General features: G+C 44.7%; 15 protein-coding genes. 4 read left to right on the top strand and 11 right to left on the bottom strand.

What is annotated here, in order from left to right; genetic code table 11:
• Window positions 1-25 precede the first annotated feature (25 nt).
• The 10 genes from ACYH0L_RS09050 to ACYH0L_RS09095 all read right to left on the bottom strand — a co-directional run bounded on the left by ACYH0L_RS09050 (window position 26) and on the right by ACYH0L_RS09095 (window position 12,156).
• On the bottom strand, window positions 26-1,957 hold the full coding sequence (locus ACYH0L_RS09050; protein ID WP_482354468.1) for an AMP-binding protein: 1,932 nt from the start codon (window positions 1,955-1,957) through the stop codon (window positions 26-28).
• 17 nt (window positions 1,958-1,974) lie between these two features.
• Window positions 1,975-3,498, bottom strand: a complete 1,524-nt coding sequence (locus ACYH0L_RS09055; protein ID WP_099727826.1) for an acyl-CoA carboxylase subunit beta — start codon at window positions 3,496-3,498, stop codon at window positions 1,975-1,977.
• 18 nt (window positions 3,499-3,516) lie between these two features.
• Window positions 3,517-4,299, bottom strand: coding sequence for an enoyl-CoA hydratase (locus tag ACYH0L_RS09060; protein WP_099727827.1), 783 nt, complete (start codon window positions 4,297-4,299; stop codon window positions 3,517-3,519).
• Between the two features lie 12 nt (window positions 4,300-4,311).
• The gene (locus tag ACYH0L_RS09065) at window positions 4,312-5,220 is read right to left on the bottom strand and encodes a hydroxymethylglutaryl-CoA lyase (RefSeq protein WP_099727828.1); all 909 of its coding nucleotides are present in this window, start codon (window positions 5,218-5,220) and stop codon (window positions 4,312-4,314) included.
• 12 nt (window positions 5,221-5,232) lie between these two features.
• On the bottom strand, window positions 5,233-5,448 hold the full coding sequence (locus ACYH0L_RS09070) for an acetyl-CoA carboxylase biotin carboxyl carrier protein subunit (RefSeq protein ID WP_099727829.1): 216 nt from the start codon (window positions 5,446-5,448) through the stop codon (window positions 5,233-5,235).
• The gene (locus ACYH0L_RS09075; RefSeq protein ID WP_482354469.1) at window positions 5,445-6,794 is read right to left on the bottom strand and encodes an acetyl-CoA carboxylase biotin carboxylase subunit; all 1,350 of its coding nucleotides are present in this window, start codon (window positions 6,792-6,794) and stop codon (window positions 5,445-5,447) included. The genes ACYH0L_RS09070 and ACYH0L_RS09075 overlap by 4 nt, the downstream gene beginning before the upstream one ends.
• Window positions 6,795-6,802: 8 nt before the next feature.
• The gene (locus tag ACYH0L_RS09080) at window positions 6,803-8,440 is read right to left on the bottom strand and encodes an AMP-binding protein (protein WP_099727831.1); all 1,638 of its coding nucleotides are present in this window, start codon (window positions 8,438-8,440) and stop codon (window positions 6,803-6,805) included.
• Between the two features lie 42 nt (window positions 8,441-8,482).
• A complete protein-coding gene (locus ACYH0L_RS09085) occupies window positions 8,483-9,625 on the bottom strand; it encodes an acyl-CoA dehydrogenase family protein (protein ID WP_230030248.1) in 1,143 nt (380 codons plus the stop codon).
• A gap of 161 nt (window positions 9,626-9,786) precedes the next feature.
• On the bottom strand, window positions 9,787-11,325 hold the full coding sequence (locus tag ACYH0L_RS09090; RefSeq protein ID WP_482354470.1) for a glycoside hydrolase family 10-like protein: 1,539 nt from the start codon (window positions 11,323-11,325) through the stop codon (window positions 9,787-9,789).
• Window positions 11,326-11,349: 24 nt separating this feature from the next.
• Entirely contained in the window at window positions 11,350-12,156 is an 807-nt protein-coding gene (locus tag ACYH0L_RS09095; protein ID WP_099727908.1) for a tyrosine-protein phosphatase, read from the bottom strand.
• 149 nt (window positions 12,157-12,305) lie between these two features.
• Between ACYH0L_RS09095 and ACYH0L_RS09100 the strand changes: the two genes are divergently transcribed.
• On the top strand, window positions 12,306-13,067 hold the full coding sequence (locus tag ACYH0L_RS09100) for a DeoR/GlpR family DNA-binding transcription regulator (protein ID WP_482354471.1): 762 nt from the start codon (window positions 12,306-12,308) through the stop codon (window positions 13,065-13,067).
• Window positions 13,068-13,138: 71 nt separating this feature from the next.
• Here ACYH0L_RS09100 and ACYH0L_RS09105 read toward each other — a convergent pair whose 3' ends face one another.
• Entirely contained in the window at window positions 13,139-13,717 is a 579-nt protein-coding gene (locus ACYH0L_RS09105; protein WP_367308205.1) for a branched-chain amino acid aminotransferase, read from the bottom strand.
• A gap of 125 nt (window positions 13,718-13,842) precedes the next feature.
• On the opposite strand from ACYH0L_RS09105, the gene ACYH0L_RS09110 reads away from it, so the two are divergent.
• The 3 genes from ACYH0L_RS09110 (at window position 13,843) to ACYH0L_RS09120 (ending at window position 17,794) form a co-directional block, all read left to right on the top strand.
• Entirely contained in the window at window positions 13,843-14,976 is a 1,134-nt protein-coding gene (locus ACYH0L_RS09110) for a CdaR family transcriptional regulator (protein WP_099727836.1), read from the top strand.
• Between the two features lie 77 nt (window positions 14,977-15,053).
• Complete coding sequence (gene glcD / locus ACYH0L_RS09115; RefSeq protein WP_249705535.1) at window positions 15,054-16,460, top strand: glycolate oxidase subunit GlcD; 1,407 nt, start codon at window positions 15,054-15,056, stop codon at window positions 16,458-16,460.
• On the top strand, window positions 16,457-17,794 hold the full coding sequence (locus tag ACYH0L_RS09120; protein WP_249705534.1) for a (Fe-S)-binding protein: 1,338 nt from the start codon (window positions 16,457-16,459) through the stop codon (window positions 17,792-17,794). The genes glcD and ACYH0L_RS09120 overlap by 4 nt, the downstream gene beginning before the upstream one ends.
• Window positions 17,795-17,872: the final 78 nt, after the last annotated feature.

Genomic DNA, 17,872 nt, shown 5'->3' on the forward strand with positions numbered 1-17,872 from the left:
GACAGGGATCCTTCCTGTCTTTTTTCTATTGATTCTGTTTCCTTTTCAGGTATGCGGAAATGCTCTTATACACATTTGGGTTTTCTAGTGAAGAAAGATCTGGTGAAGGCTTCTGTTCATACGCCCCTTTTAATAAACGCCGGACAATTTTTCCGTTTCTTGTTTTCGGTAAAGCTGAAATGAGATGAATCTCTTTTGGTATGAGCGCTTTTCCCGCACGTGAACCAACATGTGCTTTGAGCTCTTGAATGAGCTTGGCTTCTTCAAAAGATTGTGAACTGGTCACTATGAAACACACGAGCGCCTCTCCCTTTACCTCATCCTTTACGCCAATTACAGCGGCTTCGTGCACGGCCGTATGTCCCACAAGGATGGATTCAATTTCAGATGGACCGACGCGTTTGCCTGCTGTATTAATGACATCATCCGATCTGCCCGTGATATGGAATGCTCCGTCCTCTGTTTGCATGACCCAATCACCATGTGTCCATACCCCGTCAAATCGTTTGAAATACGTGTCTTCATAACGCTCAGGCTCATTCCAAAAACCACAAGTCATGCCGACCCAAGGCTTTTTCACAACAAGCTCCCCTACTTCATTCATGACGCTCTGACCTGATTCGTTATACACATCTGCCGCCATGCCTAAAATCGCCGTATTAAAAAGAATCGGTTTGATTGGACGAAGCAAAGTACTTCCTACAATGCCACCAGACACTTCGGTCCCCCCTGAATAGTTTAAGATGGGGATGTTCTTTTGACCGATTGTGTCAAAAAGCCATTGCCACGGTGCTTCATTCCAAGGTTCACCGGTAGAAATGATGGCTTTGACATGCGTCAGTTCAATCTCTGCAAGGTTTTGCTGCATCGCAGAACGAACAAATGTAGGCGAAAGCCCAAAATGGGTGACTTTCTGCTGGTGGATGAATGACCAAAGATGCTGCTGATCTGGATAATCGGGTGCGCCGTCATATAGAACAATCGCGGCTCCATTGATCAAGCCGCCAAAGACTAGAAACGGTCCCATCATCCAGCCCATGTCTGTGAGCCAGAACAGCCGGTCTCCTATTGCGACATCCATACAAAGACCAGCATCAAAAGCCGCTTTTACAGGAAAGCCTGCGTGTGTATGAACGGCTCCTTTTGGCGTGTCAGTTGTTCCAGAGGTGTACAAGATCATGAGAGGGTCTTCATTTGTGACATAGGTCGTATCTTTTATCGGCTGTTCTTTTAATACATCATTTAGTCTTACATCATCTTGATATTCAGTATCAGAGGAAGCATGCACAATGACTGTTTTGACGGTATTTGTTTTTTTGATTGCATCAGCTACACATTCTCGCATGTTGATGGTTTTCCCCCGGCGCGTCATTTCATGCCCTGTGACGACAATGGTTGCACCTGAAGCACGAATGCGTACGGCAAGAGGCTCACTTCCATAGCCCGAGAAGACCGGACTAAAGATCACTCCAATCTTTGCAAAGGCAAGCATGACGGCAACCGTTTCAGGAAGCATAGGCATATAGATGATCGCCACATCCCCTTTTTGAAGCCCTCTCTTCAAAAAACCAGCTGCGAGACGATTGACTTTTTCCTGAAGATGGAGGTAGGACCAACTCTTTTCTTCCCCAGCTTCATTTCCCAAAATCAGCGCTGGTTGATGTTTGGTCTCTTCTTTCTCCGCCCATTTGTCCACGGCCGTTTCGGTGATGTTCAATTGGCCGCCTTTATACCACTTTGGCCACATGAATGACTCTTGACCTAATGCGGCTTCATACGGCACCTTCCACTGAATGCCGATGGCTTTTTCAGCTTCTTTCCAAAACCATTCTGTGCGCTCGATACTAGCTTGATAGAATGCGTCATAAGTAGAAAAACCAAGTGAGTGCATCCACTTGCAAAGACGTGTTTTTTTGATCATCTGCTCTCCCGGTATCCATGCTGGTTTCAGGTTCATCTTGAGGACGCCTCCCTTTAGACCGGATAAACCGGATGTTTTCGTCTCGTAAATGTCATCTCTTTAGAGGTATAGGCTTGTAATCTATTACACAGTTCAGCTCTTAAACGGTCAAATGGGATGACGCCGTCGACAATCATTTCAGAGGCAAGCTCGTATATATTCATATCTTCCTGGTATTCCTTGCGTTTCTCTTGTATAAATGAGGCTCTCTCTTCGGCAGGCAGTGCGGCAATTTTATTCGCATAGACAGCATTTACTGCGGCTTCTGGCCCCATCACAGCAATTTGGGCAGATGGAAGAGCAAGACAGCAATCTGGCTCAAAGGCAGGCCCTGCCATTGCATATAACCCTGCACCGTATGCTTTACGCACGATGACGGATATCTTCGGTACGGTCGCCTCTGACATAGCGGAAATCATTTTCGCCCCGTGACGAATAATGCCCGCTTGTTCTACTTTTGTTCCAATCATAAACCCCGGGATATCCGCAAGAAAGAGAAGTGGAAGATGAAAGGCGTCACATAGCTGAATAAACTTGGCGGCTTTGTCAGCCGAGTCATGAAATAATACGCCGCCTTTCACCCTCGGCTGGTTGGCAATAAGACCGACAGGCTGACCATTCATGCGGCCAAAGCCTGTGATAAGCTCTGCGGCAAACAGCTTTTTGATTTCAAAAAATGATCCTTCATCGATGAGTAAATCAATGAGTTGATACATATCGAAAGGCGTATTCTGACCTTTAGGGATGAGGTTTTGGATGGATATCTCAGATGGTTTAGGTGCTTTTGCGGCTATCGTTTTTGGTCTTTCCGTATAGTTGGCAGGCATGTAGGTTAAATAATCACGCGCGATTTGAATGGCCTCTTCCTCTGTTTGCGCTAATACATCCCCGCACCCAGAAATGCTGCAATGCATTTTTGCCCCGCCCATTTCTTCAAGGGATACTTTTTCTCCAATCACCATTTCGGCCATTCGCGGAGAGCCTAAATACATGGAGGCATTTCCTTCGACCATGACGACGATATCACAAAAAGCAGGGATGTAAGCACCGCCGGCCGCAGAAGGACCGAATAGTAAACAAATTTGCGGGATACGTCCAGACAGCTTGACTTGGTTATAAAAAATGCGCCCTGCCCCCCTCCTGCCTGGAAACATGGCGATCTGATCTGTGATTCTGGCTCCAGCTGAATCGACTAAATACAGCATCGGACAGTTGAGCTTCTCGGCTGTTTCTTGGATTCTAATGATTTTTTCTACCGTTTTGACGCCCCATGATCCCGCTTTGACGGTAGAATCATTTGCCATGAGGCATACGGTTTGTCCATTCATGCGTCCCGTCCCTGTGACGACACCATCTGCTGGTAAATGTTCATCTTGACATTCGGCAAACATCGCATCCTCAATAAAAGAATCCTGATCTAATAATAACTGGAGCCGATCACGGACGAACAATTTTCCTTTTTCTTTGTTTTTTTGATGGTATCGTTCGGCGCCGCCTTTTACAATCCGCTGTTTTTTCACTTCATATTCTTCGATCATGTCCATTCCCCTTTCTTGCTAGTTGCCTCTGTAATGAGGCGTTCGTTTTTCTTGGAAAGCCTGAAGACCTTCCATTCGATCTTCTGTATCAATGAGCCGTACATAGGCTTCGTATTCTTTCATCAGACCTGTACGTAAAGCGTGATCAAGGCTCATTTGAATCGCTTGTTTCGCTTCTTTTAAAGCAATTGGTCCGTTTTTAGAGATTTGTTTTGCGAGAGAAATGGCGTCATTCATGAGAGCATCTGCTAAAGAGATGTGCTCAATCAGCCCAATTTGAATGGCTTCTTCTGCTTGTAATGAAGACCCTGTGAAAATGAGTTCCTTTGCTTTACCGAGTCCGATGAGGCGCGGGAGACGCTGCGTCCCTCCTGCCCCTGGTATGATAGCTAGTCCTGTTTCTGGCAGGCCGAGCCTGGCTTCGGCTCTTGCGATGCGAAGATCACAAGCCAGCGCTAGCTCAAGACCTCCGCCGAGTGCGTGTCCGTTCATCACGGCAATGACAGGTATAGGCAGGGCTTCAATCTCAGTAAAGGTTTGCTGAATCGTAAGAACGGCTTCTTTGGCTTCTTCTTCTGTCATCAATCGTCGTTCTTTTAAATCTGCTCCTGCGCAAAAGACTTTAGAGCCAGCTCCTGTTATGAGCAAACAGCGGATGCTTTCATCGTGTTTGATTGCTTGAATGGTTTGATTAATCTCCTCGAGCATCGCAGCAGATAGGGAATTCGCTTGTTCTGGCCTGTTTAAGGTCATGATGCCAATCTGCTCATCTTGTATCGAAAAATTGACCAATGATGTCATGTCATTCATCCTTTATGAAGTAGTATGAGAGTGAAAAGCACGTAAGCAGTGACTAGGCAGGGTTCGATCTACTTTTGTTTCAATCCATTCTGCTGCTTTAATCAATCCAGGAAGGTCGATATTTGTTTCAATCCCCAGTTTTTGAAGCATATGCACCACATCTTCTGTCGCCACATTCCCGCTAGAGCCAGGTGCATATGGACAGCCGCCAAGCCCGCCGCTAGAGGAATCAAATATCGTGATTCCAGCCTTTAATGCCGTATATATATTCGCAAGACCCATCCCCTTCGTATCATGAAAATGAAGAGCGATTTTATCAGCAGGAAAACGCTCTAGTAAAATGTCTAATCGTCTTTCTACTTGCAGCGGATGGGCTTCTCCGATGGTGTCACCGAGTGATATTTCATCGATGCCGTAGGAGAGCAGAATATCCGTTAACCGCAGCACTTGATCCATTGACACTTGTTTTTCATAAGGGCAGCCAAACACGGTAGAAATATATGCGCGAGTATTTCGTCCTTCTGCTTTTAAATCTGCTGTCATTTGTTTGATGACAGGAAGGGTTTCATGTATGGATTGATTCATATTCTTCTTGTTATGTGTTTCACTCGAAGAGATAAACATAGCGCCTACATCAAGATTTGCTTCAAAGAAATAGGCTAAGCCTTTTTCATTAGGAATAAGTGCGGCATAAGTGGTATCGTCTTTTTTGTGTAAGGATTGGGCTAATTGTTTGGCGTCTTTTAAGGCTGGAACCCATTTCGGATGGACAAATGATGTGACCTCAATATAAGGGAGATGGGCTGCCGCGAGTAAATCAATCCATGTTCGCTTCTCGTTTGTGTCCAGCCAAGCTGATTCATTTTGCAGTCCGTCCCGCGGGCCGACCTCTCTGATAAGCACACTTTTTGGTAATGCCATTTGGCTTCCCTCCTATTCTGTCAGCTCCAGTAGCACCTCTCCCTCATCGACAAATTCACCCTCTGCCTTATACACTTTGCTGATCACACCTGCCTCTTCTGCAACGATCGGAATCTCCATTTTCATCGATTCTAAGATGGCGACTTCCTGTCCTTTTTGCACTTCATCACCTTGTGTCACAAGAAGCTTCCATAAGTTCCCGGCCATTTGTATCGTGACGGTTTTCATGAACGGTTTTCCTCCCTTTTTTTCATCAGAAAATCGGTTGTGATCCTTCCATGTAAGAACGCAGATGATCCGGCCATTTCCCTTAAAAGTGGTAAATTCGTTTTGATCCCTCCTATTTCATATGCTTGTAATGCTGCTTTTAATCGTTCTATTGCTAGTTTTCTTGTATCACCGTAAACAATCATTTTTGCAATCATTGGATCGTAAAATGGGGTAATGACGCTCCCGCTTGTCACACTTGACTCATGGCGTATATACGGGGCGGCTGGTGCAGAAAGTGTAGTGATTGTACCTGGTGATGGATAAAATGTGACTGGATCTTCAGCATAGATTCGGACTTCGATGGCATGCCCGATTTGATGAATATCCTCCTGATTGAAGGAAATCGGCTCTGATGCAGCGATTTTCAGCTGCTCCTCGACAAGGTCAATTCCTGTGATTTCTTCAGTGACAGGGTGCTCTACTTGCAATCTCGTGTTCATTTCTAGGAAATAAAATTGTTGATTTTGATCGACTAAACATTCAATCGTTCCTGCATTTTCATAGCCAATCGCTTTGGCTGCTTTGACGGCCATTTGCCCCATTTGAAGTCTCACTGAGTCATCGAGACAGGCGGCTGGTGCTTCTTCAATAATTTTCTGGTGTCTTCTCTGGAGTGAGCAGTCTCGTTCAAATAAGTGAACCCCGTGGCCGAAGGAATCAAAGAGGACTTGAATTTCAATGTGCCGCGCGTGTTCAATCACCTTTTCCATATACAAAGTACCATCATTGAAAAAGCTTTGCGCCCTTTTTTGATTTCCTTCAAACGCTCTGTACAGCTCCTCGTCATTTCGAACGAGCTGCATGCCAATCCCCCCGCCTCCGCTTGATGCCTTTAGCATGACCGGATAACCGAGTGACTGCGCTTTACTGACCCCTTCATCTGCGTCATGCAGTGGATCTGAAACTCCCGGAACGATTGGGATGCCCGCCTGTTCCATCGTTTTTCTCGCTTCAATTTTATTCCCCATTTGCTGGATGACGTGTGCAGATGGTCCAATAAAGGCCATTCCTTCGTTGCGGCAGCGCTCAGCAAAAGCGGCGTTTTCTGATAAAAGACCATATCCAGGATGGATGGCATCTGTATTTGTTTGTTTGGCAACCTTGATGATTGCCTCCACATTTAAATAGCTTTCAGATACTTTTGCGCCTCCGATCGGAAATGCGCTATCTGCTTCTTGCACATGAAGTGCATGCTGATCTGCCTCTGAATAAACGGCGACTGTTTTGATCCCGAGCCGTTTACAGGTCCGAATAATTCTACGAGCTATTTCGCCTCGATTGGCGATCAGTACTTGTTGAAACATCTCTGACTTCACTCCTTTATTAGATCAAGCGCCTGCTTTTTCAGTCGAAATTTTTGAATCTTTCCTGAGGCGGTCATTGGATACTCATCTGTAATGAAAAAGTATTTCGGGATTTTGTAGCGTGCCATTTGGGACTGACAATAGCTGGTTAATGTCTCAATCGTGACCGTACTCCCTTGTTTGAGCCGAATGAATGCGGCTGCTTCTTCTCCGTATGTCTCGTCAGGAATGCCAACGACCTGTGCGTCAAGAATGGCCGGATGAGTGTAAAGAACGTCCTCAATCTCTTTTGGATACACATTCTCTCCGCCTCTGATGATCATATCTTTCAGGCGGCCTGTGATTTTCACATAGCCGTCATGATCCATCTCAGCTAAATCCCCCGTATGAAGCCACCCGTCCTTATCAATGACTTCATTTGTTGCTTCTTCATTTTTATAGTAGCCTTTCATGACATGATAGCCTCTTGTACACAGTTCCCCCTGCTCTCCTCTTGGCACCTCACTCGACGTGCCTGGTCTGGCGATTTTCACTTCGATGTGAGGAAGCGCCCGACCGACCGTTTGAACCCGTCTTTCAAATGAATCATCGGTTCTTGTTTGGGTAATGACAGGAGAGCTTTCGGTCTGACCATAGGCAATCGTGAGCTCCCTCATTCCCATTTTTTCAATGACTGCCTTCATCACATGGGATGGGCAAAGTGAGCCGGCCATAATACCCGTTCGTAATGTGGACAGATCGTAATGGAGAAAATTCGGATGATCCAGCTCTGCGATGAACATCGTCGGGACGCCGTGAAGAACGGTACACTTTTCTATTTCAACTGTTTGCAGCACACGCTCTGGATGGAAAGATTCAACTGGGATGATCGTTCCTCCTTTTGTCAGACAAGCAAGCACGCCAAGCACAGAGCCAAAGCAATGAAAGAAGGGTACTGGGATACACATTCGGTCTTGTTGGGTGAGCTTCATGCAATCTGCGATTTGGCTGGCATTGCAGACGATGTTGGTATGGCTGAGCATGACTCCTTTTGGGTAGCCGGTTGTGCCCGAGGTATATTGCATATTTATCACATCATCAGGCAGCAGCGCATCCATTCGTTTCTCCCATTCATGATCTGCGGTTCTTTTGGCAGCAACTTGAATACTGTCCCAGCTGCGCATGCCGTTTGGTGCGTGCTGGCCAATATATACGCATCTTTTTAAATAAGGAAATGATGCGGATGTGATCTCATCTTGATGAGCTGTTTGAAGCTCCGGGATCAGCTCTTCAATCATTCTGACATAGGATGTCTCTTTGACCCCGTCTACGATAAACAGCATTTTACTATCAGAGTGCTTTAGTAAATAAGCGAGTTCCTGTGATTGAAAATTCGTATTCACGGTGACAAGAACAGCTCCAATGGAGGCGCAGGCGAATTGCAGAATGAGCCATTCAGGTACATTTGGTGCCATGATGGCGAGATGATCCCCCTTTTGAACCCCTATTGCCATTAGACCTTTACCTGTTTCCTTGACCTCTCTATAAAACGCTTCGTATGAATAACGTAAAGAACGTTCTGGATAAACAATGGCTTCATGTTCTGGGTGCTGCTCCTTTTTTTCTCTTAATAGGGAGCCGATCGTCTGTGGCTGAATCGACATCATTGCTTTCCTCCCTCACAAATAGTAAGCGTTTTCATTGCGGTGTTACGCTAACAGTTGTCTTGCGATGACGAGCCGCTGAATTTCAGATGTCCCTTCTCCGATTTCCATCAGCTTGGCATCTCTCACGAGTCGTTCAACACCGCATTCTTTCATGTAGCCTGTTCCGCCGTGAATTTGGACTGCATCAAGACTTGCTTTTGTCGCCATTTCAGAAGCGAAAAGCTTGGCATAGGCTGCTTCCTTTGTAAACGGCTTGCCGTTATCTTTCAGCCAAGCGGCTTTCCATACCATTTGTCTTGCGAGCTCTATTTGCATCGCCATATCCGCCAGCTTAAACTGAATGGCTTGAAAGGATGAGAGGGTCTGACCAAATTGCTTTCTTTCTTTTGCATAGGAAAGCGAGGCGTCAAGTGCCGCTTGCGCGATTCCAACAGAAAGGGCGGCAATCGAAATTCGTCCTCCGTCTAATGTATATAAAAACTGCTTGAATCCTTTGTTTGGGTCTCCTAATATATGATGCGCTGGTACGCGCACTTCGTTTAAAATGATTTCAGCCGTATCTGATCCGCGCACCCCCATTTTGTCATATGGATTTGTAATTGATAGCCCTTTTTGTCCTTTCTCAACAATGAAGGCTGAGATGACCGGGCGGCCGTGCTCATCATGATCCGTAACAGCGGTGACGATAATGGTTCTGGCAAAATTGGCATTTGTGATCCAGCACTTCTCCCCGCTGATGATGTATTCTTGTCCGTCTTTGATCGCTTTTGTTTTCGTTCCTTTTGCATCTGAACCTGCGTTTGGTTCTGTTAATCCGAAGGAACCGAGTGCTGTTCCAGATGCTAGCGGGACAAGGTGATCCATCTTTTGCTCCTCTGTACCGAAATAATAAAGCGGGCTTGCACCTAAGGAGACAGCAGCGGCATAGCTAAGACCTGTACTGGCACACTGTTTTCCGATTTCTTCTACAGCCAGTGCATACGATATCGTATCTCCACCCGAGCCTCCATATTTTTCTGGAAAGGGTATGCCCATAAAGCCTAGCTCCCCCATTTTTTGAAATGTTTTGACAGGAAATACTGCCTGTTCATCAATCGTTTGAGCGAGCGGTGCAATTTCTGCTTTTGCGAATTCTTTGACCATCTGACGGATCATTTGTTGTTCTTTCGTTAATTCAAAGTCCATCTTGCTTCCCCCTTTGTCTCTTCTCTATCATATTTATTAATCAAGTAGCTGCTTCATGCCAAGCTTGATTGAATTCAGAAAATTAAAATAAGATTAGTAGAAAAAAAGAGGAAATGAAAAAAGCATAAATGAAAGAAAGTTCTCATTCATGCTTTTTTTCGTTATTTTACTGTTTTTGTAGAAGGCTTGCTTTCATGATGAAGGCGATTAAGAGCCGTTACTTTGTAGGTAGCACTCTTCTTCTGCTTCACTGAAAGGTCTTTGACAGGTGTCATCGTGCCTTTTTCTTTTCTGACCGTTTGCAGTAATTCATACGTCCCTTTATTCGTCAATCGATAGACCGCATAATAGGATGCAGTAGAATGTGGGTCATTTTTGATCTGTAAAGCCGCGCCATCTGCTGTCTTTTTCACAGATTGGATGATTGGTTTTTTTGGAGCTTTCTGATGAAGCCACGGCATTTCTGGAATGAGAGCCGGTTTGCTATATGTCTCCTCTATTAATCGATCCTTTACATTCAAAGGGTTACGATTGATATCCTTTAGACTAAAATGCATGCTTCCCTGCACGAGTGGAGACTCCCTGTTCAGCTCGATTTGGCGAAAATATTCCTCGGGATCAGACCAAGCGGGATCACTGTTCTGATTGATTTTATAAGTCGCCTGACCAATGTATAGGTGAACGGGCTCTTCCTTCACTTCATTTGACCACCATTGCGTCAGTACATCATAGGCGGCTGCCTGAAAGCCGATGCTCCAGTAAATTTGCGGGGTGACATAGTCGATATTGTGCTGCTGAATCCACTCTCTTGTATCAGCATACAAATCATCATAATTGGTCATCCCCGCTGTGGTGTTTGAACCAGTTGGATCATCTTTTATATTGCGCCATACACCAAACGGGCTAATACCAAATTTCACATACGGCTTTTCTTTCTTAATGGTTTCGTTGATTTGCTGCACCAATTGGTTCACATTATCTCTTCGCCAATCTTCTATATGCGGGAATGATTTTTTTCCATATGTTTCATATGTTTCTTGATCTGGAAATGGCACACCAGCAATTTTATTCGGGTAAAAATAATCATCCATATGCACCGCATCAATATCATAGTTTTTCACTACTTCTTCTATGCCGCCTACAATGAAGTCCTGAGCATCAGGAATGCCTGGATTGTAATAAAGCTGATTTCCGTAAGCAAGCGTCCAATCAGGATGTTTTCTTGCTGGGTGATCGGCTGATAACCGGCTGAGGTCTGTATGATTCATTGTGATTCGATAAGGGTTAAACCAAGCATGAAATTCCAGGCCTCGTTTATGTGCTTCTTCTATCATGAATTGAAGCGGGTCATATCCAGGATCTTTCCCTTGCGTCCCGGTCAAATATTCTGACCACGGTCCGAATGCCGAAGGGTAAAAGGCATCTGCTGTTGGTTTAATTTGCATGATGATGGCGTTCATATTCATCGCTTTAATCTCATCTAACAGATGGATGAACTCTTGTTTCTGGTCTGCGGCAGACAGTCCTTTCTTTGAAGGCCAATCCAAGTTATAAACCGATGCGACCCAAACCGCACGCATCTCTCTGCTGCTTTCAAGCTTCCCTTTTGGCATTGGACGAGCTAGACTGCTAGATGGAATCAATAAGAATATAAACATCAAAGTCATTGTCAGAAATATCATACTGATCTTTTTCAGCATGTTTTGCATCACCTCATATCAAGTTTATTCTGCGATTTGTGATGGAATGCCAGCAGATGGTGTAAGCAGGATGTTTTTCATTGCTTTGAGCTGAGCTTCAGGTACTTCGCAGGCTTCGATTAAATACCGCTCTGCACTCCCGTATGTATCCATCATCTCGTTTAGCACATCTTCAAGATAATCTTGCTGCACACCAAGCAGCGGCTGAATTTGCTTTTTTGATACCCGGTATAAACTCATCATTCGGACAAATCGTTCCTGCCTTTTGACAAGCATTTGCACTCCTTCATTTGAACGCATGTATTCACTTAAAACGATATGTACCGGTACACCGGCTGCTAATTGAATAAGGGCAGATAAAAAACCCGTACGGTCCTTTCCGCTCGTACAGTGAAGCATCAGCGGATAATTTTTTTCATCTGACAGTAATGTGAACAACTGCTGAATCTCTTTTTTTCGTTCGGTGAGCATACTTTGATATAAATCTTTCATGATCGGCGTAAATGATAGAGACTTTGCTTCTGCTACCAGCATACGAAACATGGTCCATTTACTAGGCATCATACTGTCAGGCTGCATAGGGATATGGACGATTTTGTCGTGTTCCTTGATCTTTGGTGGATGTGATTTACGTTCTGAGGTTGTACGGAGGTCACAAACGGTTTGAATCCCAAGCTTCGAGAACATCGCGATATCGTGTTTTGTCAGACGGGATAAATCTGCGGATCGATAAAGCATTCCCGGCTTGATCACCATCTCGTCTGTTGTTTGAAGTCCCCCTACTTCTCTAAAATTTGCAAGCTTTGAAAATGGGTTGTTTGACTGATTCATAGAAGTTAAAGTCCTTTCCTTCATCATTCCTTTCTCTATCATACGCTTTTATAGAAAAGGAGAAAAGAGAAGCAGATGACGGATCATCATGTAAGAGGAATTATTGGTATAATGAAAAAAAGACATTCGGATTGATTGGAGATTGTAGCATGATAAAAACAAAACGGATCCAGCAAATCAAAGAGTACGTGTTTGACCGGGAATCTGCCTCACTTGATGAGCTAGTGGCGCATTTTGGCGTCTCCAAAAACACGATACGCCGGGATGTTCAAACATTGGTTGAATCCGGCGTACTAAAGAAAGTATATGGCGGTGTGGCTGTGAACCACTCAACGTTAGTGGTGTATCAAGAGCGTAAGACACGTCAGCTGAGTAAAAAACAATTGATCGGTCAGACCGCCGCCGCTTTTGTCCAAAATGGCGATATGATCTTTGTTGATTCTGGTACGACGACGCTCGAGATGCTTCCGTATTTGACGGAAAAACAGGTGACCGTTGTGACAAATAACGTAGATTTCATTACACAGGCGATGCCTTTTGAGAATCTCACCATCTTTTCGACTGGCGGGATGCTTGAGCGAAAAACGAATTCTTTCGTTGGCTATCAAAGTGTAGAACGTCTAAAAGCATATAATGTCAATAAAGCATTTATTGCGTCAACTGGTTTATCCATTGATCACGGGGTCACGAATTCCTCCCCGCTTGAAACGGATATTAAAAAAACACTCGTTCAAAAAAGTGCAAAAACGTTTTTATTAGTCGATGACAGTAAATTCGATCATTATGCACTGACCACGTTTTGTGATTTACAAGATATTGATGTCGTCGTGACCAATAAGCAGCCAAATGAAGATTATCTTCAATATGGAAAAGAGCATGATGTGCGGTTTGTCACGCCTTCAGCAACTTAGGAGACACGAAGGCTAGTAACAGCTTTCTACGGTCCAAAACGGAGAAAAGAAAGGCTGCTAAAAAAAACGGCTCAGGAATTTGAGCCGTTTTTTGATTCGTTCATCTCAAGCTGCATAATAAAGTGGAATAAAAATCGGTACACTGCCGAGATGATGTCGATGAAAGACGTATCTTCTTGGATGTCCTCAAGCTCAAGAAGCTGTAAATTCACATCAAATAAGCCATCTTGTCCATTAAATTGAAGCTGAGCACCATTTAATTGCGACAGCATTTCCTTTAGAATGCCTGTGTCTTTTTTAGGACGCTTTAATCCGAATAACACGGTATACGTTTGAAACACTTCGTCCCATTCAATGGCTAATCCATCGACTTTCACCACATCAAACCACTTCGATTCGATATAAATGAATTCTTTTTGTTGTGTTTTTACATATGTAAGCGGTGTGTTTAAAAATGAGGAGGCTTCCGTTTGAATCAAATCCTCTGATTCCTTGTCCACACGCTCTATATATACATCGCCAAAGCGTGCTTCTTCCTTTATTCTTGCACCTTCTAACGCCCAATTGTGACGCGCCGCTTCGTCATATTCAAAGTCTGTCAGCGCCTGCCCTTCTTTCAATAAATCTTGTAAGCGATTTTGCAATGACATGGCTATGTCTCCTTTCATCTACTTCATTTGCGTTTATTATTTTAGCATAACACACGAAAAGAAAGATATGTCCCAGTAGATGATGGTATCATAGTGTAAAAAGAAACATCTCGGAGGGGTACGTTTTGCTCACAATGACACTGGCAGAAAAAATCGTAGACGAGGTCAAAAAAGTGCTGACTGAGGAAGTCATCATCGCACAAACAAACGGTACCATCATTGCGGCAACAGATCCAGCGCGCATTGGTCAATTTCATGAAGGGGCATATGTTACGTCCTTGGAAGGGCAGAAACGAATCCTCACAAAGAATGATGAACAGCATATGAAAGGCGTCAAAGCTGGCATCAATCTGCCTATTTACTTTGAGCAAGAGGTCATTGGTGTAATTGGGATGACAGGAGACCCTGTACATGTGTCCCCTTTTGGCGAAATATTACGAAAAATGACAGAGCTGCTCATACAAGAACATGAATTTTTTCAAGAGTCTGAAACAGATGAACGGCAGCTAGAAGCGTTTGTGTTCGACTGGCTTCATCTGCCGGAGACATCCATTGATATCACTGAAAAGGCGAAGCGGCTTCAGCTTGATGTTCAAAAGCAGCGTGCGGTTGTCCTGATCGATTGTCAGGATGAATCATTTATGAAACAGGATCAATACAAAGCGATGAAGGCTGTGCTGCATCTCACCAAGCAGGAGATCATCGTGCGCTGGGGACATGCGCGTTTTTTGCTCATGCTGCAAACAACTGCGGAAGATCGTGACGCTTTGCAGCAGCGCCTTTTTCACATGCATGCCTCGCTCTCAGCGCTGTCCACCTCGAAGATATTGATTGGTGCGGGGAAACCAGCAGCTTCTCATTTGATGAAGCAATCCTTTCATCAAGCCTTTCGTGCATTAAAATTGGCGCATGCAGATACACCGATTGTGTTTGATGAAGATTTGACGCTTGAGCTTTTTATCGAGGAAGTTAGTCAGGAAACAAAAGAAGTGTTCCTTGATCGAACGATTGCGCCCCTTCTCCCCTATCCTGAGCTGGTGAAAACATTGCGGGTACTCATGACATCGGATTACTCATTGAAATATACAGCTGGAGCGATGCATGTACATATTAATACGCTGCATTACAGGTTAAAACGCATCCAAGATTTAACGACACTTGATCCAAAGCGCATGCAAGATGCGATGCTCTTTTATTTAGCATTGATGCTGTTAGATCATGATACAAAAAAATCAAAAAAACAGTCCGATATTTTGTAGAATCGTCCATAGGCATGAGGCGGTTCTTTTTTTATACTGGAAGAAATGATACGTCAAATCAGTGGGAGTGCATGTACATGTTAGATTCTGAATTTTCAAATCAATTAAAAAAGGTTGTCGGTGCGTCTTATGTACAAGACAGCAAGGCGGATCGTCTTGCCTACTCTTATGATGCGACACCGAATTTTCAGCATATGCCAGATGCCATCGCGAGCCCTCACACAGCCGAGGAAGTAAAGCAAATAGTCCAGCTTTGCACCTTATACAACGTGCCGATCGTGCCAAGAGGATCAGGAACCAATCTTTGCGCAGGAACTTGTCCCGCAAAAGGCGGCCTTGTGATGCTGTTTACAAGAATGAACCAATTATTAGAAATAGACGAAGAAAACCTCACCGCAACGGTGCAGCCTGGTTTGATTACGCAGGAGCTCATTCGCCAAGTAGAGGAAAGAGGTCTCTTCTATCCACCTGATCCAAGCTCTATGAAAATCTCCACATTAGGCGGAAATATTAATGAAAATTCAGGTGGTCTAAGAGGCTTAAAGTATGGTGTGACAAGAGATTATGTCCTTGGTCTTGAAGTGGTTCTGCCAAACGGTGACATCATCAAAACAGGCGGCAAGCTCGCAAAGGACGTGGCTGGATATGATATGACCCGTTTATTCGTTGGTTCAGAAGGAACACTAGGGATTGTCACAGAAGCAACGCTGAAGCTCTTGCCGCTTCCAGAAACAAAACAAACGATGCTTTGCTTATACGAAAGCCTAGAGGAAGCCGCTACTTCTGTCTCGGCCATTATTGCAGAGCGGATCATCCCCGCCACATTAGAATTTATGGATCAGCCAACTCTTGAAGTCGTTGAAGATTTTGCGAAAATTGGTCTGCCTACTGACGTTCAAGCGGTGCTATTAATCGAACAGGACGGCAATCCTGAGGCGGTTTCCCGTGATATGCAAACAATCGCAGAAGTTTGTCAGCAGCACGGTGCAAAAAGCGTCAATATCGCACATTCTGAAGAAGAGGCAAGTGCGCTCTTAACGGCGAGACGCTCTGCTTTATCTGCCCTTGCCCGGTTAAGCCCCACAACGATTTTAGAAGATGCCACAGTACCTCGTTCTGAAATTGCCAACATGGTGCGTGCGATCGAAGAAATTGCGCGAGAGTATCAGGTGAAAATTTGTACGTTTGGGCATGCAGGTGATGGAAACTTACACCCCACTTGTGCAGCAGATGCAAGAAATAAAGAAGAAATGGAACGTGTGGAAGAAGCCTTTCAAGCCATTTTTGAAAAAGCGGTCTCACTTGGCGGCACCATTACCGGAGAACATGGCGTTGGTCTCATGAAAGCTCCTTATTTGGAGCTAAAGGTCAAAAAAGAAGGAATCGCGGCAATGAGAGCGATTAAACAGGCACTTGACCCTGCAAATATCATGAACCCTGATAAAGTGTTTGGGACAGCAAGAAAGCGGGTGGTGGTCTCATGAATTCCTCTAAACAAAAAGAGATTCAGCAAAAATTCCAGCAGCAAATGGATGAAAAGGAGCTGCTCAATTGTATGCGCTGCGGCTTCTGCCTCCCTTCCTGCCCTACCTATATTGAATCCGGACAACAAGAAACGCACTCTCCCCGCGGCCGAATTGCTTTAATGAAGGCGGTAAGAGACGGTGTGATTGAACCAGATGAAGATGTCGAACATTCACTTAATCTTTGTCTTGGCTGCCGTGCATGTGAACCGGTCTGCCCTTCTGGCGTCAAGTATGGGCGATTACTTGAAGATGCAAGAGACATCATTCAGCAGCATAAAAAACAATCGTTTCCTGTTAAATTGATGAGGCGTGCTGTTTTTAAAGGTCTTTTCCCTTCACAAAGCCGTATGCGGCAAGCTGCAGGTCTTCTTCGATTTTATCAAACATCTGGTCTGCAAACTGCTGCCCGTAAGACTGGCATGCTGAAGGTGCTTCCTTCGCATTTACAGCTGATGGAACAGGCACTCCCAAAGGTGCCGCGTCAAAAGAAAAGCCGTTTGAATGAATACAAAGCCACCAGCCCAGCAAGAAAACGTGTAGCATTTTTTTCTGGCTGTTTAATGGACACGGTTTTTTCCAGTACAAATGAAGCGACGATCCAGCTTCTGCAGCTGTCAGGCTGCGACGTTGTCGTCCCTCCTATTCAGACGTGCTGCGGAGCGCTTCATGGCCATAGTGGAGAAAAAGAGCAAGCGAAACAGTTAGCAAAGCAGAATATTGAAGCCTTTGAGGAGACGGATGTAGATGCGATTGTCATGAATGCGGGCGGATGTGGTGCCTTTTTAAGTGATTACGATCATTTGCTTCACGATGATCCGGCTTTTCAAAAGCGAAGTGAAGCCTTCTCAAAGAAAATCACGGATATATCAGACATTCTAGTGGAGCTGGCGTTTCATCACCGCATTCCTTTGGCTTTGCCTGAGCAAGTCATCACCTATCAAGACTCTTGTCATTTACGGAATGGAATGGGTGTACAAAGTGCGCCAAGGGTGCTCATGAAGGCTATTCATGGTGTTTCGTTCAAAGAAATGAAGGATGCAGATCGCTGCTGCGGCTCGGCAGGGATTTACAACATCTTGCAGCCAAAAATGTCGATGCAAATTTTAGATCATAAAATGACGGAAGCAAGTCAAACAACGGCTGCTGCCATTGTCACATCTAATCCAGGCTGTCAATTGCAAATGGTGGCAGGGATCAAACGCTCAGGGCACTCGCCCAGCATGAGGGCTGTTCATCTCGCTGACTTATTATTAGAAGCCGTCCAATATGGAAAAGAAGCGTCCAGCTCATAAAGCTGAACGCTTTTTTCATGCATATCTTCAGACGATTGGTTGGATAATAGATGCAAATCGCGGAAGGAGATGGTTCAA

The organism is Bacillus sp. MC1252 (genome assembly GCF_056838025.1).